The organism is Nostoc sp. 'Peltigera membranacea cyanobiont' 210A (genome assembly GCF_002246015.1).
GTDB lineage: Bacteria > Cyanobacteriota > Cyanobacteriia > Cyanobacteriales > Nostocaceae > Nostoc.
The window spans coordinates 120304-142524 of the sequence record NZ_NOLJ01000015.1 but is presented as its reverse complement, the minus strand read 5'-3'; the positions used below and the strand labels follow the sequence as shown (position 1 = coordinate 142524).

15 protein-coding genes and 2 pseudogenes are annotated in these 22221 nt (G+C 43.0%); 11 read left to right on the top strand and 6 right to left on the bottom strand.

Features of this window, described 5'->3' with window-relative positions:
- Positions 1–62 precede the first annotated feature (62 nt).
- The 6 genes from CDG76_RS33615 to CDG76_RS33585 form a co-directional block, all read right to left on the bottom strand.
- Positions 63–281 (bottom strand): hypothetical protein, encoded by a 219-nt coding sequence (locus tag CDG76_RS33615; RefSeq protein WP_094353160.1) that lies wholly within the window; start codon positions 279–281, stop codon positions 63–65.
- 414 nt (positions 282–695) lie between these two features.
- A complete protein-coding gene (locus CDG76_RS33610) occupies positions 696–4433 on the bottom strand; it encodes a diguanylate cyclase domain-containing protein (protein ID WP_094353159.1) in 3738 nt (1245 codons plus the stop codon).
- A gap of 521 nt (positions 4434–4954) precedes the next feature.
- Positions 4955–5362, bottom strand: a complete 408-nt coding sequence (locus tag CDG76_RS33605) for a response regulator (protein ID WP_094353158.1) — start codon at positions 5360–5362, stop codon at positions 4955–4957.
- Between the two features lie 117 nt (positions 5363–5479).
- Positions 5480–5857, bottom strand: a complete 378-nt coding sequence (locus CDG76_RS33600; RefSeq protein ID WP_094353157.1) for a response regulator — start codon at positions 5855–5857, stop codon at positions 5480–5482.
- A 188-nt stretch (positions 5858–6045) separates the two neighbouring features.
- Entirely contained in the window at positions 6046–8598 is a 2553-nt protein-coding gene (locus CDG76_RS33590; RefSeq protein ID WP_094353156.1) for an ATP-binding protein, read from the bottom strand.
- The gene (locus tag CDG76_RS33585; RefSeq protein ID WP_094353155.1) at positions 8595–10448 is read right to left on the bottom strand and encodes a response regulator; all 1854 of its coding nucleotides are present in this window, start codon (positions 10446–10448) and stop codon (positions 8595–8597) included. The genes CDG76_RS33590 and CDG76_RS33585 overlap by 4 nt, the downstream gene beginning before the upstream one ends.
- A 293-nt stretch (positions 10449–10741) precedes the next feature.
- On the opposite strand from CDG76_RS33585, the gene CDG76_RS33580 reads away from it, so the two are divergent.
- From CDG76_RS33580 to CDG76_RS33530, 11 genes and pseudogenes are all read left to right on the top strand, one after another.
- Positions 10742–11128 (top strand): hypothetical protein, encoded by a 387-nt coding sequence (locus tag CDG76_RS33580; RefSeq protein ID WP_094353154.1) that lies wholly within the window; start codon positions 10742–10744, stop codon positions 11126–11128.
- A 507-nt stretch (positions 11129–11635) separates the two neighbouring features.
- Positions 11636–13285: an RluA family pseudouridine synthase gene (locus CDG76_RS33575; RefSeq protein ID WP_094353153.1), complete on the top strand. Its 1650-nt coding sequence runs from the start codon at positions 11636–11638 to the stop codon at positions 13283–13285.
- A 660-nt stretch (positions 13286–13945) separates the two neighbouring features.
- On the top strand, positions 13946–14152 hold the full coding sequence (locus CDG76_RS33570) for an RRXRR domain-containing protein (protein ID WP_069068524.1): 207 nt from the start codon (positions 13946–13948) through the stop codon (positions 14150–14152).
- A gap of 110 nt (positions 14153–14262) precedes the next feature.
- Positions 14263–14937 carry a hypothetical protein gene (locus CDG76_RS33565; protein WP_094353152.1) on the top strand — a complete coding sequence of 225 codons (675 nt, stop codon included), beginning with the start codon at positions 14263–14265 and terminating at the stop codon, positions 14935–14937.
- On the top strand, positions 14921–15682 hold the full coding sequence (locus CDG76_RS33560; RefSeq protein ID WP_094353151.1) for a class II aldolase/adducin family protein: 762 nt from the start codon (positions 14921–14923) through the stop codon (positions 15680–15682). The genes CDG76_RS33565 and CDG76_RS33560 overlap by 17 nt, the downstream gene beginning before the upstream one ends.
- A 253-nt stretch (positions 15683–15935) precedes the next feature.
- Positions 15936–17051 carry a sulfonate ABC transporter substrate-binding protein gene (locus tag CDG76_RS33555; protein ID WP_094353150.1) on the top strand — a complete coding sequence of 372 codons (1116 nt, stop codon included), beginning with the start codon at positions 15936–15938 and terminating at the stop codon, positions 17049–17051.
- Positions 17052–17368: 317 nt separating this feature from the next.
- Positions 17369–18211, top strand: coding sequence for an NADPH-dependent oxidoreductase (locus CDG76_RS33550; protein WP_094353149.1), 843 nt, complete (start codon positions 17369–17371; stop codon positions 18209–18211).
- Positions 18212–18500: 289 nt separating this feature from the next.
- Positions 18501–18701, top strand: a complete 201-nt coding sequence (locus CDG76_RS33545; protein ID WP_223265500.1) for an SDR family oxidoreductase — start codon at positions 18501–18503, stop codon at positions 18699–18701.
- 277 nt (positions 18702–18978) lie between these two features.
- Positions 18979–20325, top strand: a complete 1347-nt coding sequence (locus CDG76_RS33540; RefSeq protein WP_094353148.1) for an NAD(P)/FAD-dependent oxidoreductase — start codon at positions 18979–18981, stop codon at positions 20323–20325.
- A gap of 201 nt (positions 20326–20526) precedes the next feature.
- Positions 20527–21717, top strand: a pseudogene (locus tag CDG76_RS33535) (DHHA1 domain-containing protein); the annotation flags it as partial.
- Positions 21701–22183: pseudogene (locus CDG76_RS33530) on the top strand (single-stranded-DNA-specific exonuclease RecJ); the annotation flags it as partial. The pseudogenes CDG76_RS33535 and CDG76_RS33530, both read left to right, overlap by 17 nt.
- Positions 22184–22221: the final 38 nt, after the last annotated feature.

The window sequence follows — 22221 nt, the reverse complement described above, 5'->3', positions numbered from 1 at the left end:
ACTTTTCAAACAACCTCTAAAAGCGTAAGCATAGCTCGTTTGGTGTTTGCTTCCTGAATCACTCAGGCACAAAGCTCTGTTCTGACGTTCATTTTCAAAAGTTTGTGGTTGACTGAAATTGGTTCTCTGGCTAATAATGTGTTTTTTCTAGTCAAATTTAAAGTACTTTTATCTAAACTCAGGTTAGGCATCTCTTGCCAGCAGTGACGGCAGAACCAGTAGGTTTCTTGTAAACGAATGTGACGAAGCATTTGGTTAGAACAGCAAGGGCAGTTAGTCATAGTATTGTTGTTTTATTAAAAAAGTTAAACACAAATAAGTAGTTTGCTCTTGGCTTAACTACCAACACCTTTAATTTATAAACAGAAAATAAAGAACTAATAAAGAAATGACAGTAGTTAAAAAACTTTAGAAAATATTAACAATTACTTGATTAGCGTCGGGTAGCAAGAACCGCAGGCATCACTCACTCTCTAAGAGGTTGTTTTAAAAGTGTTTGGCTGTGATTTTAATTGCGTTGTTACCCCCCTTAATCCCCCCGATATATTGGGGGGAAACCGGAAAATCTAGTTCCCTCACGCCACATGCTTCAAGTCGGCGAAGCCGCCCAACGCAGTGGCTCCCCTTTATAAGGGGAGGGTTAGGGTGGGGTAAACAAATATTTGATACACTACTACAGACTTTTCAAACATTCTCTAAGAGAGTCTATTTATACAAGAACGATTACGCCCGTTTGCTTTGGCTTGATAAAGGGCTTGATCTGCTGCCTCAATCAAATCTAAAGGAACCATATTAGATGTCGGAATCACTGTGGCAATTCCGATACTCAAAGTGACGTGGTGCTTCACAGGCGATGCCGTATGGGGAATATTTAGCTGTTGGATAGCTTTATGAATTTCTTGGGCAACGTGAAAAGCCCCATTACTAGCAGTGTTAGGCAAGATGACAACAAACTCTTCTCCGCCATAACGAGCAGCTAAATCTCTAGAACGTTTGACACTTTGTTTTAAAGCTTGGGCAATAAAGCGCAAACAATCATCTCCGGTCGCATGACCATAAGTATCGTTATATTGTTTAAAATAATCAATGTCGCATAAAAGTAGTGAGACAAAACCTTGTTCTCGTAAAAGATATTGCCAGACAGAATTAAGCTTAATATCAAAACATCGGCGATTGGCGATTTGAGTTAATTCATCTAGCATCACCATATTTTCAAGTTGGTGGTTGGCACGCTGCAATTGTTGATAAAGTTCTGATTGCTGAATAGCGATCGCTACCTGTGTTGCCAATTGCTGAAGTAGTTCGCTTGCCCAAGGTTGCCACTGACGTGGGGCGCTGCAATGATGAGCAACCAAAAGACCCCAAAGGCGATCGCCTTGTAAAATTGGTACAACTAGCTTGGCTCTGACTTGCAACCTTTCCAATAACTCTACATGACAAGGGGCAAGTCCGGCGCTGTAGATGTCTGGAGTGACTGTGAGAGTACTTTGTTGATAATACTGTCCCTGTGTTTCGACAAAATAGCTATCTATAATTTCCATATTCAAAATCGATTGCCAACCTGCTACTACAGACTCCGTGACAATCACACCACTCCAATCACGGTTAAAGCGATAGATGATGACGCGATCGGTTTGCAGAAAATGTCGAACTTCCGCAACAGTTGTGTTTAAGATTTCATCCAAGTCTAAAGACCTACGGATATGTTGAGCGATCGCATAAACCATGCGTTCCCGTTCTGTTTGCTGTTGCAGGGCAATTTGTGCTTGTTTACGGTCTGTGATATCTGTAAATGATGTCACCACCGCAGATGGTTTTGATTCATCGGATTCAAACAGTGGCTGAGAATTGATTGAAATCCAAGTCAAGCTGCCATCAGGTTTATGAACTCCCATAATCACATGAAATTGAGGTTTTCCGGTGCGTAAGGTGACAATGGCGGGGTGAGTTTCATCTGGAAAAGAAGTACCATCTTCATGAATCGCTCGCCATAGCAAAGCGATGGAAGTTTGCCCCATCATTTGATCGGCTGTTAACCCTAAAATTCTTTCGGCACTGTCATTACAGGCGGTGATTCTCCCATCGGATTGCTGTAGGACAATACCTTCTGCCATCGCTGTAATTACGGAACGATAGCGTTGTTCGCTTTCTCGCAGCGCTTCTTCCATACGCTTGCGCTCAGTAATATCAGTATGAGTTCCTAGCATCCGTAAGGGAAAACCATTCTTTGCGCGACTCGAAACTTGACCCCGATCTAAAATCCACTTGTAGGTTCCATCCTTGCACTTAATCCGATATTCACTGACATATTGTTGGGTTTCACTGGACAAATGCTTGCTAATCTCCTCGTAAACCCTCGCTTTATCATCGGAGTGAACCCGCTGTTCCCATTCACTGAGGGTATTTCCAATTTCATGCTCTGCAAACCCTAACATTTCTTTCCATCGGCGGGAAAAAAAGACTTCGTTAGTTTCAGCATTCAAATCCCAAACTGCGTCGCCATTTCCTTCCAGGGCATACTGCCATCTTTCTTCACTGGTTTTGAGTGCGGCTTCGATTTGTTTACGTGGGGTGATGTCTTCAAAAATGTATAACCGCCCAAAGTATCGATCCTGAGTATCCCGAATTTGACTGGAAAAGCGGCGAATCGTTCGCCCATCGACAAATAAAATTTCATCCTCAATCGTGCAACGATTTTCTTCAGACTGCAACGGTTTATAGGATTCGACAAATGCCGATGCATTGACAATTGAAGATATACAATCACGAATGATGTCATTATTTTTTAAAGCACCCAAACGCATTTGGTCTTCTAGATGTTCAATGCCCCAAATTTTACAGAAGTGGTGATTGAAATAAAGGATTTCGTCGGTACGATTGTCAACAACAAAAAATCCCAGCAAAGAAGTTTCAGTCATAGAACGCAGCAAAGTTTCCCGCCAGCGCAATTCTGATTCTGTACGCTGGTGTTCTTGTAGTGCAGCTTGTTGCTTGGTAATATTGTTTTCGTTGACGAGGATGATGGAGTTACCCGTTACGGGATCGCGGGTGCATCGTATATCCATCCCATGCCATTGAATTCCCTCAGTAGTAAACACCTGAGCCTCTATGCTGAACGCCTCACCGAAATTAATCGCTTTCATAGCTTGTTGTCCAACACTCTTGTCAACAAAGTGACTCAGGAAAATATTCTCAGCTGACGAGTTAGGGTACAGGGTATCCCGATAACAGCGCAGGGCTGCCGGGTTTTGCATCAAAGGTACACCATCCATCGTGTAAAGCGAGATCATTACTGTGGTGTGACGTAGGGCTTCAATCGATCTGAGTGTTTCTCGATCGATCTGATTGATAATTTCTGTCGATCCTTCAACCAGCATCGCGATTCGCCCTTCTTCAATTTGAATTCCAGAAAAGATGCAGCGCAGAGAAACAGGTTTTCCTTCTGGGTAAAATGTCCAGTTTTCAGTGATGGTTTTCCCTTGCTGAAATTCTTGCAAATAGCTTTGCATTCGAGTGTGAGTAGACACAGAAACATCACTGAAGTTGGGACTGAGCAATTCTTCTCGACTTTGAGCATTCCAAATAGGCAGAGCGGATTGATTCGCCCACCACATCTGCAAGTTTTGAATATCATAAATCCAAACTGGAGTTTGTAATCGGTCAAATGCAATCAAGTCTGCAACTGATATATTCTTTGGCAATGCTGTTTTTGTGATAATGGAACCTCTAAAATTCTGATACAGAGTTCTTTTGATTGACTTCAACTTTGGCTGAACTGTCAAATTTTTTAGGTTTTGATTGAGTTGCAGCGTTAGTTTTTGGCAGGATGTAGCCCTTTGCTGATGGCGTTCTGCTTCCCCAAGAGCGATTCCTAGCTCTGCGGCTATCAGTTGGAAATACTCAATTTCTAAAGAACTCCATTGACGCGAACCACTGCACTGGTGAGCAATTACTAAGCCCCATAAATGAGGATATGTACTAGAAACTCCATCAAGTTCTTGATTGTTTACTAAAATTGGTACTACTAAATTAGCTCGAATCTGCAAGTCCGTTAATAGTTTTTTGTAACAAGGGTCAAGGGTTGTAGTATGAATGTCTTCAATGACACCAACGCTTCCATCTCGATATCGCTCTACCCATGTCGCATTGAAGCAAGGATGGTAAATTAATTGCCCTAGAATCGGTTTCCATCCATTACTTACAGACTCTTCTGCGATAACTCTATCTCCATCGGAAAAAAAGCGATAGATAATGGCGCGTAGGCGTAGCCCGTCGTAGACATCGCTTTCTAATGTTGTTCTAACTTCGCTGACAATAATCTTGAGAATTTCACTCACTTCAAGTGACTGATGAATTTGATCGACCAGCATCCTAATTCGATCGAGGATTTGCTTTAAATCAATTTCAGAACCCGATAGACGATTGAAGAGCATAGTAATAATCTATGTATATGCACTTAACTAGATGTAAAATTTTTCTCTAGTATTTAATTTTATTCCAAATTACCTAAAACGTTAAGTTAAATTCAAGCTTAAACTTGATATAGCAATCCGAATTGAAACGTGAGAAAATGCATTGGCAGAAAGTAAGTATCTATAAGTGTTTCAGCGATTTTCTTTCTTACTAATGATTTAGGATTGCTGTAGTTGGTAATAACGTCAAAATCAAACCAATTGCTTAAAGGCTAAACCTTGATATTCGGACTGCAATTTATAGGAATTTTCATTTGCATGAGATACACGCTAGGGACGCAAGGCGGAATTAAAAATTAAAAATTAAAAATTAAAAATCAATACAGCCTAAGCATTTAATTGATTTGGAATAGGTGGTTTATTTACGCCGTGCTGTACTAGGGACACACAGCTATTTATGCGTCTCTAGGAATTTTTTGTACTCCAAGTAATTGCAAATCTTGTTATATATTGGATGTTTTACCCATTCTTGTTTAATTTAGTCAAGAAAAATCCCAACCCAGAAATTGAGCAACCTGAGCCGGGAGGGTAACTGGATTAAAGGGTTTGAGAATTACACCTGCGACTTGATACTGTCGCAAAATTTGCGAATCCAACCATCGCGCTTTCGCACTGAGCAAGACTACAGGAATAGCTTGAGTTTCTGGATGATTTCTTAGTTTATTCATAAACTCAAAACTAGCCAGATCGCGGATTGAGATATCTAATACAATCGCATCAGGAGTATGGTGTACTGCATTCTGCAATCCTTCTAATGGAGAATCTGCTGTCACCACATTCCAACCAGCTAAATCTTGGAGGCAAAATTTTACTATCTCACGGACATGCAGTTCATCATCAATGAGCAATATCGTTTTGCCGGTTATATTTACCTCCTCTAGTATGTTCATTTTATTTCATATACGTTTCTTAGTTACAGATAAAAGATTTTTATCTGTAACCAAGAAAGATAAATTACAAAAATAAAAAACTAATAAAGATATAGATTTTGTTACAAAAATTAACTATTAATCGTTCCACCCCAGAATCTCACTAACTTCGTTGCAAATAGAAGTGGGTTCAAAAGGTTTGGTGATAATCCCAGCAATTCCCATCTGGGCAAAACGGGCGCGATCGCTTCCTTGGACTTTCGCTGTTAATAGAATCACTGGAATCCCTTGGGTTGCTGAATTTGCCTGAAGTTTTTCGTAGACTGCAAAGCCGTCCATGTCAGGCATAGAGACATCAAGTAGAATGGCATCAATGGGTTCTGTCTGGGCGATTTTTAGTCCTTCTGACCCTGATGCAGCAGTCAGGGTGTCCCATCCTCCCAAGTCTTCTAAACAAGCTTGCACTAATTCGCGGATTCGTTCTTCATCATCCACAATTAACAATTTTTTAGTCATTTGTCATTTGTCATTTGTCATTTGTCATTTGTCATTTGTCATTTGTCATTTGTCATTTGTCATTTGTCATTTGTCATTTATTATTCTCCCCTGCTCCCTGCTCCCTGCTCCCTGCTCCCTGCTCCCTGCTNCCCTGCTCCCTGCTCCCTGCTCCCCTGCTCCCTGCTCCCCTGCCCCCTGCCCCCTGCCTAATTTCCCGGCAATGGTAGAGTGAAGAAAAACGTGCTGCCAACACCAAGAGTACTTTCAGCCCAGATTTGCCCACCATGCCGATCAATAATACTACGACAGATTGCCAATCCCAAGCCTGTGCCGCCTTTGGTGCGAGAATCAGAGGCATCTACTTGCTGAAATCTTCCAAAGATTGCTTCTAACTTATCTGCTGGAATACCTCGTCCTCGATCCGTTATTTGGAATAGTACGCGGTCTGTTTGCTGTTGGACACTGAGAGTAATAGTAGAATCGGCAGGTGAGAATTTAATCGCATTACCTAACAAATTGGTGAGTGTTTGCACAATGGCATCAGCCGCCGCCCAAACTTGAGCATTGGTAGGGTGGATCTGAAAGGTAATATTTTGCTGATTGGCGATCGCTTGCACTCCGGCTACTGCTTGTTGAATTAAATCAGCCGCATTGCAGGTGGTTTTTTCTAAGACGGCTCGATCCGATTCTAAGCGTTCCAAATCGAGAATATCGTTGACAAGACGCACTAAGCGCTCGCTATCGATGGCTGCAATCTCAATCATCCGCTTGAATTTGTCTGGTTTTTTGTCGTAGATACCAGTTTGTAGTAAGCCTAGTGCTGCGCGAATTGCAGTTAAGGGAGTGCGGAGCTCATGACTAACAATGCCAATAAACTCACTCTTGATCAAGTTAATCTGTTCTAGTTCAGTGATATCTTCGGCAATCCCAGCAATCCTAACTAATTCGCCTAATTCATTTTTGATCGGAAATGCGCGATCGCGAATCCAACGGATTGAACCATCAGGGCGGATAATGCGATATTTTTTATCGTATTGCCCTGTTTTCATCTGTTCAATGAGTTCAATTTCGATGCGCTGGCGATCTTCTGGGTGAATTGCATCTAACCAATTTGAATAGTTGTGATACAAGTCCTCACAATTTTTTTGCCAGATGGTTTGGTATGCATTGCTCACATATAGAACTTGCTGATTTTGATTATCGGTCATCCAAAATACTGCTTGGATGTTTTCTGCCAGCTGACGAAACTTTTCTTCGCTCTCGCGTAAAGCTTCTTCGATGCCTTTGCGCTCAGTGATATCTTGGTGAACCGCAACCAGAACGTCGCCGTAGTCGGGATGCCTGAATACAGAAGCTGTCACACTACACCAAAATGGTGTACCATCTTTTTTAAGATTCTGGACTTGATATGTGGCTTCAGTATTGTGTAAAACGGCAGACAGAGTGGCTTGATTTACATCTTCAGTAGTTACCGATTTGCTGAGACCGTTGACAATAGAAACGTGCTGACCGTTGAGTTCACTAGAGTCATAGCCAAACATCTGCTCAAATTTCGGATTGGCATAGATAATGACTGCATTATCGATTCTCACTAAGCAAATGCCTTCCCCCATATTTCGGGTGATTACAGCCTGAAGCTCCAGCATTTGCGCCTGTTCTAAAAGTGTGAGTTGGGTTTGTTGCTGCTCTATAACTGTTTTTCGCAGGCGATCGTTCGTCTCTGTCAGTTGTGCAGTGCGTTCTTGCACCCGTTGCTCAAGTTCGGTATTCAGTTGTTGTAGGTCAATTTCTGCCTGTTTGCGCTCTGTTAGTTCTGTCTGTAACTGTTTGAACAAAGCTGCTTGCTGGATAGCAATGCTTACTTGCGCTCCCAACTGCCGCAACAGAGTAATTTCTGAAGATTGCCACTCACGAGGAGCCTTACATTGATGAGCTGCCAGTAATCCCCACAATTCATCTCCCAAGGAAACAGGAACGACGAGATTTGCCCTCACCTGGAGACTTTCTAAAAATGCAATGTGACAGGGACTAATTTCAGCAGTATAAATATCAGTTTTCGCAGTGACTAAGCCTTGTTTAAAGGGTTCGACGTTCTCTTCACCAATGCAAGGGTCATAAATCTGGAGTGGTAAAAGAGCCATGCAGTCTGGTGCAACGGACTCAATCACAATTGTTCCACCCCAACCTGGATAAAATTGGAAGATAGTGACGCGATCGCACTCCAGAAATTGCCGCACTTCATCGACAGTAGTTTGCAAGATATCTTGTAAATTCAGCGATCGCCGGATACGCTGGCTCATCTCCATCACTAAACGCTGTTGCTCAAATTGCTGTTGCAACGTTTCTTGTGCTTGTTTGCGCTCGTCAAGAGTCATCCGCAATTGCTCGGCATTTTCCTGAGACAATTGTTGGTTGAGTTGTTGAATCTTCCGTCTGCTGTATTGAAGATTGCCTGTCACCAAGTTAATTATCAAGGCAACCAGTAGGAAAAGAGCTAGCCGGAATATATCTTCTGGTTGATTAATCGCCAGCTGATACCGAAGGGGAATCAAGTAATAATCAATTGCCAGTGTGGAAAGGACAACTGTAACAATTCCTGGTCGAAAGCCACCATACCAAGTACTGGCAATGATCGCTATGTAGAAAAATGCACCAATGGTTCGAGAAATAAGCGGTTCTAGCCAGACTGACAGGAAGGTGGCGATCGCAGTTGAGCCAATAGCAACACCGTAGTTCAATAATCGTGAATTTCCAATCATGCTTGACCTCTCCCTAGCTGAGAGCGCCTGCGCGTTCTTTGAATGCGGCTCAGTACCCGTGTCACAAGTTCTGGCCCTAGCACTGGCTTGCTAATAAAATCATCGGCTCCGGCAGCAAAAGCTTGCTGAAGAAATTCTGCTTCGGTATGGGCTGTAACTACTAAAATCGGTAAATCTCCCCACTGGGCATCTTGTCGCACGACTTGGCACAACTCTAAGCCGTTCACTATCGGCATTTCTAAATCTAGTACTACCAAATCTGGAGATGTTGCAATCAGCACCTGCCAAAATTGTTGTGATTGGGAGAGGGTTGTTACTTCCAGCCCCCAAGGAGTTAACAACGCCGATAATCCAGCCAGTATTACATGGTCATCGTCTACGATTAAAACTTTGGCTTCGGAAGTTTGAGGTTGAGGTAAGACACGAGCGATCGCCTGAAAAATCTGCTCGGTTGTCGCCGGTTTATGCAAAAATTGTCTAGCTCCTAAACGCGATACTGCCAGTCGATCTGCTAGGGTATCTCTTCCTGTAAAAACAATTACTGGGATATTTGGTGATCGCTGTACTATCTCGCTCAATAATATTAATCCATCTTCCTCTGTTGTTGGAAAACTCAAATCCAGTAAAACTACGTCAGGAGTTTTTAAGGAAAAAAGCGATCGGGCTGTTGCTAAGTTTGGTGCAACCTTCATCCTCATGCCCCATGAGTCGGCTTCTGCTTGTAACTGCTCTGTCAGCGTCATATCATCATCGATGACTAACAGACGATAAGTTTGATTTACCGAAAAGTTTTGAGGGGTGGAAGTGACAGCAGGCTTGGTTAACTCTTGCTGTAATGCTGTTACCAGTTGCGAGAAATTAGAGATTTGATCGGGAGATAACGAGAAATCTCCAAGCAACAAATGCTCTATTTTCCGTGCTAGCCGCGAACCCTCTGGATAACCAAACGACCCCATTGAGCCTGCTAGCTTATGCGCTTCACGCAATGCCTGCTGATGTAACTCTTCATTTAAATTCCCGGCTAAGAGTGCAGTTTTTGCCCGATCCAGTACCACAACCTGTGCAGCAAAGGAATTACGAAAGCGCTCCAGTACCCGATTTACAGAAGTCATATCTTTGGGGCCGGGTTTTTTCTTTCCATCTTGATTCGTTTCCCCAACAGAGATGGAGCGATTAGGTGCAGGCTTGATCCGATAGCCCATACCATATACCGTTTCTAGAAAATCTTCTGCTAGACCTACTGTTTTCAGTTTCTTTCGCAAGTCTTTAATATGAGTCGTAACTGCATTTTCAGTCGGTGTATCATCAAATCCCCAAAGCCGATCTATAATTACTGCACGACTAAAGATCCGGTCTGGGTTTTGCAAAAACAACTCCAGCAGTTTGTATTCTTTTGCTGTCAGGGGAATTTCCTGCTCATTACAAGTTACTCTACCGGCACTTGGATCTAAACAGAGATTTCCCCAGGTTAGCGTGGATGATGAGATTGCCTCATTGCGTCGTAATAAAGAGCGAATTCTGGCTAGTAATGCTTCTGGGTTGAATGGCTTAATGACGTAATCATCTGCTCCAGCATCTAACCCCGCCACAATATCTGCATTAGAATTTTTCCCTGTTAACAACAGAATAGATTTACGGTAGCCTTGCTTTCGCAGTTGCCGACACAAGGTAATCCCATCCAGTTTCGGAATTAGCCAGTCCAGCAAAATCAACTCATATTCAGTCGATAGCGCTAGTTCTAATCCAGCTTGTCCATTGCTTGCGATGTCGATAGTATAACGATTTGCACTCAACAACTCGAAGAGTGCTGTACTCAGTAATACGTCATCCTCTACCAACAAAATTTTCATAAGTCGTATCAAAAGAAGATGCTTATGGCATCTTCGCGATCGCAGGATACACCCTCTGCGTGGTCAAATCTTTATCTAATTTTAATATATTGTTACAAACAACACAACAAGTTAATTTAGATTTTGCAATCTGACATATTTATTTGCAAACCTTAATAGACAAAGTAGTATTTCCCTTTACTTTAATTATAAGAAATTTATCTAATTATTTTTTCTGTAAAAACTTAGAATCCTCATTAAATCTTTAGATTTATAGATTATTTTTTGAAAGTCTCAATTCTGCTCTAGAAATTATGCAATACCTATACTATCTGGCCAATGCTAGTCTGACACTGCGGGTTGTGGAATATTTTAGTAGGAATGACTTTTCTGTGGAATTTATTACTGTAATTAATCAATTTCATGGTTGGATAATCAATGTCAAAATTAAATCTTTTGTATCGGAACAAAAAGATAAAGATATTAAAGCTTTCTTGAGCGAAGTGGGAATTATTTACTCACCACCCGAATTCATTAGTAATGTTCTGAGCAGTTTGGAAGCTGGAGAATCAGTACTTAATGTTATGCAACGCTATAAGGTAGCAGTAGTTTCTCATGGTAGACCGCAACCCAATGAAATTGAAATATTCCGACAAAGTTATATTCGTGGATTGGGCTACTGTCCTCAACACTTAGCTTGACATAAACTTAGACAACTACAGACTCAAACACTGCCATCACCAACTTATATCTGTGCCAGTGTATTTGTACTAAGCTAACGCGCCTACATATTGTACTATTTTCCATGTAGACAGTCATTAGTTATTTGTGTTTACTAAGGACAAATGACAAATGACAAATGACAACCTCACCAGTTGATGTGCAATCTTATTTGCGTAACAGCTTATATATTTTCTGTGTGATTTCTAGCCAGTTGTGGTGAAGCGGTGACGCTTGTGCTGCATCCACCTTAAGGTGGTTGGGAGAGCGTGAACGTCAACAACTGGCCATTGGGTGGGATTTTGAGACGGGAATTGATCCCTTGTAGAATTTTCTCAATGTCCCTGTAACCCTGTTGATATATAAATTAAAACTGCAACAGAAAAACTTTGGATGCCAATTTGCCAAAAGCACTCAACACAATAGAATTCTTACATAAACGCTATATATATTTAAAAGGATCGGCTAGATTTGCAATCATACCTTGTATGGTAGTTCTGCACGCACTTTCAGATTTCATCGACTGCGATTTTGCGATCGCTGACTCATCTTGTAGTTATTGGTACGAAGGGCGTTGTCCGCAAAGTGGCGTTCGCCTAAAATTACCCCGCACCTCAATGTCCGAAGCGATCGCCCACGGACTAATGCAATATCTTGCCAACAATGACTGTTATTCTCGTGAAGGCAAGATGTATGGAATACTATTAGTTGAACTGCCTAATGGCGAAGAACGGGTACTAAAAGCTTTTTCTGGTCTTTTGAATGGTTGCAGTGTGGTTGAGGGCTGGGTGCCGCCAATTCCTGGACGAGACGAAGTTGCTTTCGAGGAAAGCCGGACTTTGGCACAGTTGGAAGCGATTAAGCAAGAAATTATTACCTTGAAGCAACTAACCGAACGCCAGCAGTATGAAATCCTGTTTAATGACTTTGAACAACAGTTGCAAGCAATGAGCGATCGCCATCGCCATTGCAAACACCAACGACAGGAAAAACGTCAGCAAATCTGCAATACACTCACTCCCGAAGCGCTTACTATTGCCCTTGAACAACTTGACGAAGAGAGTCGTCAGCAGGGAATTGAGCGACGACAACTTAAACGCCAGCAAAATGCCGTATTACAGCCCCTACAACAGGTAATTGCAGCGGCGGATGCGCGAATTAGTGAACTGAAACAACGGCGCAAAGCACTTTCCCGTCAATTGCAAGCTCAAATGCACGCTAGCTACAGCCTGACTAATTTTTCCGGGCGATCGCAATCGTTGCAAGAATTGATGCCAGGAGGTTTGCCCACTGGTACAGGAGACTGTTGTGCCCCAAAGCTGCTTCATTATGCAGCAACACATAATCTCAAACCCCTAGCAATGGCAGAATTTTGGTGGGGTGAGTCTTCCGTAAATCAGGATAAAATTCCGGGAGAATTTTACGGAGCGTGTGCCGAGCGATGTCAGCCATTGATGGGGTTTTTACTCTCAGGCTTGAAACCTCCCCTCCCTGATAAGGGAGAGGTCACTTTACCGATTATTTATGAAGATGAATGGCTGATTGCTGTCAACAAACCTGCTGGACTACTTTCGGTACCTGGGCGTTATCGCGATCGCCAAGATAGTGTCTTGAGTCGCTTACGTAATTTGTTAGCTGATGGCATGGCGCTTATATCTGTGCATCGCTTAGATCAAGAAACTTCTGGGATTTTGTTGTTAGCACGCGATCGCCAAACCCATCGGCAACTCAGCCAGCAGTTTCAGCTACGCCAGGTTCACAAGGTTTATGAAGCTATACTTTCCGGTATTTTGACAGTTGAGCAAGGTAAAATTGAACTGCCGTTGTGGGGAGATCCTGAAAATCGCCCTGAGCAAAAAGTTGATTGGCAGCATGGGAAACCCAGCTTGACACGCTTCCAAGTAATAGCGAGAGAAGGAGACTATACCCGCGTAGAATTTACACCACTAACAGGACGCACTCATCAGTTGAGAGTTCATGCAGCTGATGCGCGAGGACTTGGGATAACTATTTTAGGCGATCGCCTTTATGGATGCTGTGCAATTACTAGTCGGTTACATCTGCACGCCAGAGAACTTCGCTTCAAACATCCGCAGTTAGAAAAAACCCTGCATTTACAAGCAATTACGCCCTTTTAACCTATCATAACCACAATAACCCCAAATAGCTAAAGCGTAGCTTTATCTTCCCTAACAGCTAGCCTATTGCTTTTTAAATTTGTATGTGATAATTTCTGCTTGTAGTGAATGAGCGGTTATCCTACCGACTTACCGTATTTATGGAAATTAATATCATAGCTAAGGAATAAGAATTAAATAACATACAATTTATGTCCCTGGTTTACCTCACCCTCAATCCCTCTCCTTATAAAGGAGAGGGAAGGTAGAGACAGGATGAAGTTTTGCATCTTATTTAATCCACGTTCCTAAGAGCTTCCCAATAGAAATATCCAACCACAAATGATTATGAGACACCCCACAGAATTGGATGAGTTATATCATGTCCGCTTGATTACTTACTAAACCCCAAGAACCCCACCCCGCCAAAGCTNGCGCTTTGTCTTCCCTCCCGAAGAGCCTACGGTGTACACACAAATCGAATTACCCCCCTTAATCCCCCCGATATATTGGGGGGAAACCGGAAAATCTAGTTCCCTCCCCTTTATAAGGGGAGGGTTAGGGTGGGGTGCAATGACTGTGGGAATCATAACTAATTATAGGGACATGATATTATTCCTTGGAAATTCCTAAACGAGCAGTAAAAACAAGAGTGCTGGAAAATTCAAAATTCAAAATAGCATGACTAAAGTATTCATTCTTGACGCCAACCAACAACCGTTATATCCAGTACGCATCAGCCATGCTAGGCTGCTATTGTCACAAGGAAAAGCTACTGTCTTCCAGCGATATCCTTTTACTATCATTCTGAAGGAGTCCCTTTCCCATCTAAAACTTGAGCAACTTGGCTTTAAAATTCATCCTGGTATTAAAATAAATCGTAATTAAATTACGAATTACGTTAGCGAAGCGGTAGCGAGTACTCGAGCGTCCGCAGGAGCGTCATTACGAATTACGAATTAGTTAATCTTAGTCGCCTCCTCAACAGAGGAATATAGATGACGAACCACACTATTTTAGAACCGTTAGCAAAAGACCAATGGTTTATTGAGAGCCAGGAACTACGATCCTTTGTCGCAACAGTGCGGGAAATTAGCACTAGCACTGTTGACGATCGCACCCAAACTCTCGCTAGACTAGAACCCTATTTTCAAGAACTCCTTGCCCAACAGCAATGGCTACCCCAAAAGTTTGCCCAAGTCAATCCCGAAAGCCGGATGGGTGGCGGTATTGGTCAGTGGCTGCTTTATCGTGCCAAAGATCGTTCCCTGTCAGTATTCAGTTTGGTGATTCCCCCAGGCTCAACGACTCCCGTCCACGATCATCTAGCCTGGGGATTGATTGGTTTATACAAGGGTAATCAAGAAGAAATAGTCTATCGCCGTGTAGATAGCGGTGATGCCGAAGGACACGCACAATTACAAGTAACTGAAGTGCGTAGCCTTCAACCAGGGGATATCTACCGTCTCTTACCCCCAGACGGTGATATCCACGCCGTCAAAACCACATCCCAGAGCGCATCTGTATCCATTCATATCTTGGGTAATGATACTGGTTGCGTCTTGCGTCACCAGTTCATCCCAGAATCTCACAGCGTCAAATCCTTTCGCTCTGGATATTCCAACGCTCCCTGTAAAGAAGAGGAGGAAAAAGAACATGGCCAGCTATATTAGACCAAAACCCCCAGTTTTCGAGCGAGTTGAAGACGAACGCCTGCACCGTAAGCAACGCCTCGCCGCTGCCTTTCGCCTGTTTGGTAAGTTTGGCTTCAGCGAGGGAATTGCAGGCCATATTACGGCTCGCGATCCTGAGTTTACAGACCATTTTTGGGTCAATCCATTCGGGGCATACTTCGGTCATATCCGAGTTTCTGACCTGATTCTAGTTAACAAAGAAGGTGAGGTGGTTAAAGGCGATGCTGAGGTAAATCAAGCTGCTTTCGCCATCCATTCTCAGATTCATGAATCTCGACCTGATGTCATCGCAGCAGCTCACGCCCATTCACTTTATGGTAAAGCCTGGTCTAGTTTGGGGCGTCTCCTTGATCCCTTGACTCAAGATTCTTGTGCTTTTTACGAAGATCATGCCCTGTTTGACGATTTTACAGGTGTTGTTTTAGAAACTTCTGAAGGTCAGCGATTGGCGCATACCTTGGGGCCAAAGAAAGCCATAATCCTACGTAACCATAGCATTTTAACTGTGGGACATACAGTCGATGAAGCTGCCTTTTGGTACATTAGCTTAGAGCGATCGTGCCAAGGGCAACTGTTGGCAGAAGCTGCGGGTAGACCCACTACTATCAAACACGAAACAGCCCGTTTAACACAAACTCAAGTGGGGTCCCATGTAAGTGGGTGGTTCAGTTTCCAGCCCCTTTACGACCGGATTGTGCGCGAAGAACCTGATTTACTAAATTAGTGCTGTGTTTTTTGGCATTGGGATATTAACAATTTAAAATTCAAAATTATTCGTGCCGCATCTCCTAGAGAAGATTACATAAGGAGATTTAAACCCGGACTGTAGCTTGCTTAAGAGCAGGGTAACTGAATTGAGCGGAGTTGCTCCAACTCCGCCTCCCAGATATTTATTGTCAATTTTATCTAAATTTATTTATATACTCCGGTAAACCTATAAGTTTATAGTATTGCTATAGTTCAGAGAAATCATTTTGATGATTAACCAAATCTTTCGCCGCTTAATTCCCAAGTGGATATCGTTGATAAAATTCAAGAATATCCCCTTTAACAACCAACATAAATTATTCTTTTCTTTTCCTTTGCCAATAGTGGGGGCTTTTGTTACAGGTATTTCTCTGAGCGTGCTATTTGCTGCTTGTTCATCGACACCTACTGTTAATGCCCCTAATCCCAGTGCCACATCTGTTAGCAATTCTGCTTCCAATGCAAAAATAGTCAGATTTGGCTATCAAAAAACGACCGTTTTGCTGAGAGCTAAGGGTGTTTTAGAAAAGCGTTTAGCACCACAAGGTATCACTGTAAAGTGGACTGAATTTCAAGCGGGGCCACAACTACTAGAAGCGATGAATGTGGGTAGTATTGACATTGGGCCTGTGGGAGAATCACCGCCAATATTTGCCCAAGCAGCGGGAGCATCACTAACTTATGTTGTTGGTATTGCGGCTACTCCGGCTGGTTCAGCAATTCTTGTTCCTGAAAATTCGCAAATTCAAAAAGTTACTGACTTGAAGGGCAAAAGAGTTGCCTTTCAAAAAGGATCTAGTGCCCACTTATTGTTAGTCCAAGCTTTAGAAAAAGCTGGATTAAAATATACAGACATTGAACCTAAATATTTGGCTCCGGCTGATGCCCGTGCTGCATTTGTGAAAGAGAGTGTGGATGCTTGGGTAATTTGGGACCCTTTCTATGCAGCGGCTCAAGAGGCAACTAAAGCCAGAGTCCTGATTGATGGCACAGGAATTAATAAACAGGGAGGATATTATTTGATGACTCGCAAATTTGTCACTGAAAATCCCCAAACTGTCAAGGCAATACTGGAGGAAATTCAAAATTTAGAAGAATGGTCTAAACAGAATCGAGAAGAAGTAGCAAAAACTCTCGCGCCTGTGTTAGGAATTGATCTAGAAACGATGAAAAAAGCAACTAACAGGCGGACTTTTGGGATTGTACCAATTGACGACAATTTGATAAATCTACAACAAGGTGTTGCAGATACATATTATAAATTGAAGTTAATTCCCAAACAGGTAAATGTGAAGGATGCAATGTTGACAAAAGAAGAATATGCTGCATTTTCACCAAAAACTTAAACTAGTACAATGAATCGGCTGTAGAAGCATAGAGATGTGATTGGTGTCAACTTAACGCTAAACCCGGTTGGTGAAAACGTTTTGCCCTCACCCCCAGCCCTTCTCCCCAAGAGAGAGGGGAGCTAGACATTCAATTCCCCTTCTCCTTTGGGAGAAGGGGTTAGGGGATGAGGGCGTGATGGATTTGCAAAACGCGTGTCTGATATAGTTTTCGGCTTAAGTATGACACGTATGAGAAATGTATGCCCCTACAGGTGAAATTGGTATTAGTAGCAAAACAACTGACCATTTTTGAAATGTAAATCTTGGAATTGATTATGACTAATCCTACAGAACTACTGCGATGCCTACGGCGGGCTGCGCCTACGCGCTACGGTGAAATTCCCTTCAATCCCGAAATTGCATGGAATGATTCGCTAACAGCACTACTATCTCACCGTTCAATTCGTTCTTATCTAGCCGATCCTTTACCACCGGGAACTCTGGAGTTGCTAATTGCAGCCGCCCAATCTGCATCTACTTCTTCTAATTTGCAAACCTGGAGTGTGGTAGCAGTCGAAGATCAACAACGCAAAGAGGAGTTATCCAAGCTAGCGGGAAACCAAGCACATATTAAACAGGTTCCTTTGTTCTTGGTTTGGTTAGCAGATTTGGCGCGTCTAAGTCATGTTGCTGATAGTCGTGGCATATCTCACGATGCGCTGGAATATTTGGAAATGTTTGTGATGGCAACAATCGATGCAACGTTGGCGGCGCAAAATGCCGCAGTTGCAGCTGAGTCACTCGGTTTAGGAACAGTATATATTGGTGGAATCCGAAACCGCCCGCAAGAGGTAGCACATATATTGAATTTGCCCTCCTCTGTGTATGCTGTATTTGGGCTATGTGTGGGCTATCCAAATCCTGAAGTAGAAGCAGCGATTAAGCCAAGGTTGCCCCAGTCAGTTGTGCTGCATCGTGAAACTTATAAATTGGCAGAACAAGAAGAAGCGATCGCTCACTACAACGACATCATCAAAGAATTCTATACTGAACAAAAGATGAATGTTGCTGGCGATTGGTCAGAACACTCAGCCCAGCGCATCGCCACTGTAGAATCATTGAGAGGACGCGATCGCTTGCGTGAAGCTCTCAATAACCTTGGCTTCAAATTGCTGTAAATTATGGCGGTTCTCGTTTACGTCAGGTACACCCATAGGGGCACGGCATACCCATACGTGTCAACTTAAGCTGAAAGCTATATTGGGTAAGTGTTTTACACATCACACCCTCATCCCCTAACCCCTTCTCCCTTGGGAGAAGGGGAATTGAATCTCTAGCTCCCCTCTCACGGATGGGAGAGGGGCTGGGGGTGAGGGCAAAACGTTCTCACCAAGTGGGTTTCACGTTAAGTTGACACCAATGGGCATACCGTGCGCCTACTGGACATATACAGAACGGATATAAGAATTGATCGATGCCCGCATTGCTAAAAGTGGTGAAACTAAAGAAGCAGAAATTGCTAGAATCAATGGGACAGTCCCTTTGGATCGTATCGGGACACCAGAAGAGTTTGCCAATGTTGCGGTATTTCTAAGTTCACCAGCAGCCTCATTTGTGAATGGAGTCATGCTGCAAGTAGATGGCGGAATTATTCAAAGTACATTTTGAGCGGCTTGATCGATCGGACAGAATTCAGAATTCAGAATTAATTCTGTACGACTGGCGTATAGCATAGCGGTAGTGAGTCATCCAGCGTCGGGCAGTTTTCCTCCTGCCCCCTGCCCGGTTGTTGAGCGTAGTCGAAACACTGCCTTCCTCGAAAAACTAACTTTGACTACTTTGATCATTTTTTCAAATGTTCTAAATAGACAGCAACCACTATCATAATGCTGTTACATCTTTGTTAAGAATAGTTACAAGTTCTTAATACAAGGAAATATTTCTTATGGAAGTCTCACTTGAAAAGAATGCACCACATCGGGTTGTTATCGTTGGTGGCGGCTTTGGTGGACTGTATACAGCAAAAGCTTTGAAGAAAGCAAATGTAAATGTTACTCTGATTGATAAACGGAACTTTCACCTATTTCAGCCGCTTTTATATCAAGTTGCCACAGGTACGCTATCACCTGCTGATATTTCTGCACCATTGCGATCTGTATTCAGCAAAAGCAAGAATACAAAAGTGTTGTTGGGAGAGGTAAATGATATCGATCCAAAAGCGCAACAAGTTATTCTGGGTGATGAAGTAGTACCTTATGACACATTAATTGTTGCCACAGGTGCTAACCATTCTTATTTTGGTAAAGATAACTGGAAAGAATTTGCTCCTGGTTTGAAAACTGTTGAAGATGCCATAGAAATGCGTCGCCAGATATTTTCGGCATTTGAAGCGGCAGAAAAAGAAACCGATCCCGAAAAACGTCGTGCTTTGTTGACTTTTGTGATTGTCGGGGGTGGGCCCACCGGTGTAGAATTATCCGGCGCGATCGCAGAATTGGCATACCAAACTCTCACAGAAGATTTCCGCAGCATCAACACCTCAGAAGCGAGTATTTTACTATTGCAAGGGGGCGAGCGCATCCTCCCACACATTTCACCAGAATTATCGAAAGTAGCAGCAGAATCTTTGCAAAAGTTGGGTGTGGCTGTCTACACTAACACCAGAGTGACAAAGATTGAAGATAACATCGTTACTTTCAAGCAAGGCGATGAATTGACAGAAATTACCTCAAAAACTATCTTGTGGGCAGCTGGTGTTCAAGGTTCGCCTATGGGGAAAGCCCTAGCAAAAAGTACAGATGTAGAGTGCGATCGCTCAGGACGTGTGATTGTAGAACCAGACTTGTCTATCAAGGGTTATAAAAACATTTTTGTAGTGGGAGATTTAAGCAACTTTTCCCATCAAAATGGTAAACCCTTACCTGGTGTTGCACCTGTAGCCAAACAACAAGGAGAGTATGTAGCTAAACTGATTAAACGCAGGCTTAAAGGTGAGACTTTGCCACAATTTCGTTACAATGACGTGGGTACTTTAGCGATGATTGGGCAAAATCTAGCTGTTGTAGATTTAGGCTTAGTCAAACTCAAAGGTTTCATTGCTTGGCTCTTTTGGCTAGTAATTCACATCTACTTCTTAATCGAGTTTGACACTAAAATAGTAGTAGCAATTCAGTGGGGATGGAATTATATCACTCGTAATCGTCGCTCTAGATTGATTACAGGTAGAGATGGTTTTGTAGAAGCAAAAACTGTTAACAAGAGGGTGCAAGAGCCTTCTGGGACACCTCTTTAACTTCAGGGTTCGCATCCGATAGTACTCATATCGTGTCCTGTTAAAGACTTATCATTTGAACCGCAGGGGGCAGGGGGCAGGGGGCAGGGAGCAGGGGGAGAAGTTACTTCTTTATCTTCTAACTCAGAACGGGCTGAACGCCCCGCTACCGCTAACAGCACTCAAAACGGGCTAAACCTTAGCTATCCGCTAACAGCACTCGCATTAGCTCGTGGTTCCGCTCGTTCGGTGAATTCTGTCGATTTATACCAACTGGTGAAAGAGCAAGCACATTTGTTACATCGCTTTGGGGGACATCCCTTTGCAGCGGGTTTAAGTTTGTTGGTGGAGAATATTCCTTTATTTACAGCGGCGATTAATCAGCAGCTGCGGCAATCTTTGGGTAGTACAACTCTAACGCCAACTGTGCAAGCAGACTTGACGGTAACGGTAGCAGACTTGGGGAAAGAGTTATTTTTGGAACTGAAACTGTTAGAACCTTGTGGAATGGGTAATCCTGTTCCGAAATTGCTAATTCAAAACTGCTGGTTTGAAAATTCTTGGCATCGCAATCAGCAGGATTGGCAAGGTAAAAAGGTACAGTACATTAAAGCTGAGTTTGATATTCGGGATGATTCTAGCAGAAGTGCTTTTCCTGGCTTATGGTGGGGACATTACAAAGATGAATTGCCCATAGGAAGGTGTGATTGCATAGCAGAATTAGACTACAACACCTTCAAAAAACGTTATGAAATCAGATTAATTGCCGTGCGTTCTTCTGCTAACTCAGCACTCAACGCCCCGCTAGCGCTAACACCCTTCATCCTAGACTTACGGAATCAGGAACACTCAGCAACTCAACATGGGCTAAACGCCCCGCTACCGCTAACAGGACTAATTATTGAAGATTGTCCCACGAATTGGGATGATTTACGTATGTGGTTGCGGCGATGTTTGGCGATAAGTCGCTCTACGCCTGGGCTTGAGAATCAGCAACAATTAGCGATCGCTTGGTCTAAACCTAACCATCAACCACCCAATCAAATTTGGCTGACTCTTGTCGGAATTGCCAAATATCTCAGTCGCACAAATCAACTAGTTACCCGCGGACAACTTTTAGAGAAAATCGGCATCAGCGACCAAACCTTACTTGTCGGCATCAAAGCTTTAAAATACTTAGGGTTCACAATTCAACGACAAGACCGTTCTTTACAAATTACCTGGAATCCAAACGATAGTGCCGAAAACCTTGCTGACGAAGCAGTTGCGCGATTTTTAGCTGCTGTCCGAGAAGAACAATTTCAGCAACAGTATTTTGCGGAAGTTCCCTTATCTACGATTGTTGCGATCGCCAGCTACGGCAACTCAACATGGGCTAAACGCCCCGCTACCGCTAACAGGACTAATTATTGAAGATTGTCCCACGAATTGGGATGATTTACGTATGTGGTTGCGGCGATGTTTGGCGATAAGTCGCTCTACGCCTGGGCTTGAGAATCAGCAACAATTAGCGATCGCTTGGTCTAAACCTAACCATCAACCACCCAATCAAATTTGGCTGACTCTTGTCGGAATTGCCAAATATCTCAGTCGCACAAATCAACTAGTTACCCGCGGACAACTTTTAGAGAAAATCGGCATCAGCGACCAAACCTTACTTGTCGGCATCAAAGCTTTAAAATACTTAGGGTTCACAATTCAACGACAAGACCGTTCTTTACAAATTACCTGGAATCCAAACGATAGTGCCGAAAACCTTGCTGACGAAGCAGTTGCGCGATTTTTAGCTGCTGTCCGAGAAGAACAATTTCAGCAACAGTATTTTGCGGAAGTTCCCTTATCTACGATTGTTGCGATCGCCAGCTACGACAGTAAATAATTTAAAGGGTTGACAGCGTTTGCTACACAGCCCCCTGC

What these genes read in the sequence shown, in the direction of transcription:
- CDG76_RS33615 (WP_094353160.1), bottom strand. Translation starts at nt 281, where the DNA reads ATGACTAACTGCCCTTGCTGTTCTAACCAAATGCTTCGTCACATTCGT.
- CDG76_RS33610 (WP_094353159.1), bottom strand. Translation starts at nt 4,433, where the DNA reads ATGCTCTTCAATCGTCTATCGGGTTCTGAAATTGATTTAAAGCAAATC.
- CDG76_RS33605 (WP_094353158.1), bottom strand. Translation starts at nt 5,362, where the DNA reads ATGAACATACTAGAGGAGGTAAATATAACCGGCAAAACGATATTGCTC.
- CDG76_RS33600 (WP_094353157.1), bottom strand. Translation starts at nt 5,857, where the DNA reads ATGACTAAAAAATTGTTAATTGTGGATGATGAAGAACGAATCCGCGAA.
- CDG76_RS33590 (WP_094353156.1), bottom strand. Translation starts at nt 8,598, where the DNA reads ATGATTGGAAATTCACGATTATTGAACTACGGTGTTGCTATTGGCTCA.
- CDG76_RS33585 (WP_094353155.1), bottom strand. Translation starts at nt 10,448, where the DNA reads ATGAAAATTTTGTTGGTAGAGGATGACGTATTACTGAGTACAGCACTC.
- CDG76_RS33580 (WP_094353154.1), top strand. Translation starts at nt 10,742, where the DNA reads ATGCAATACCTATACTATCTGGCCAATGCTAGTCTGACACTGCGGGTT.
- CDG76_RS33575 (WP_094353153.1), top strand. Translation starts at nt 11,636, where the DNA reads ATGGTAGTTCTGCACGCACTTTCAGATTTCATCGACTGCGATTTTGCG.
- CDG76_RS33570 (WP_069068524.1), top strand. Translation starts at nt 13,946, where the DNA reads ATGACTAAAGTATTCATTCTTGACGCCAACCAACAACCGTTATATCCA.
- CDG76_RS33565 (WP_094353152.1), top strand. Translation starts at nt 14,263, where the DNA reads ATGACGAACCACACTATTTTAGAACCGTTAGCAAAAGACCAATGGTTT.
- CDG76_RS33560 (WP_094353151.1), top strand. Translation starts at nt 14,921, where the DNA reads ATGGCCAGCTATATTAGACCAAAACCCCCAGTTTTCGAGCGAGTTGAA.
- CDG76_RS33555 (WP_094353150.1), top strand. Translation starts at nt 15,936, where the DNA reads ATGATTAACCAAATCTTTCGCCGCTTAATTCCCAAGTGGATATCGTTG.
- CDG76_RS33550 (WP_094353149.1), top strand. Translation starts at nt 17,369, where the DNA reads ATGACTAATCCTACAGAACTACTGCGATGCCTACGGCGGGCTGCGCCT.
- CDG76_RS33540 (WP_094353148.1), top strand. Translation starts at nt 18,979, where the DNA reads ATGGAAGTCTCACTTGAAAAGAATGCACCACATCGGGTTGTTATCGTT.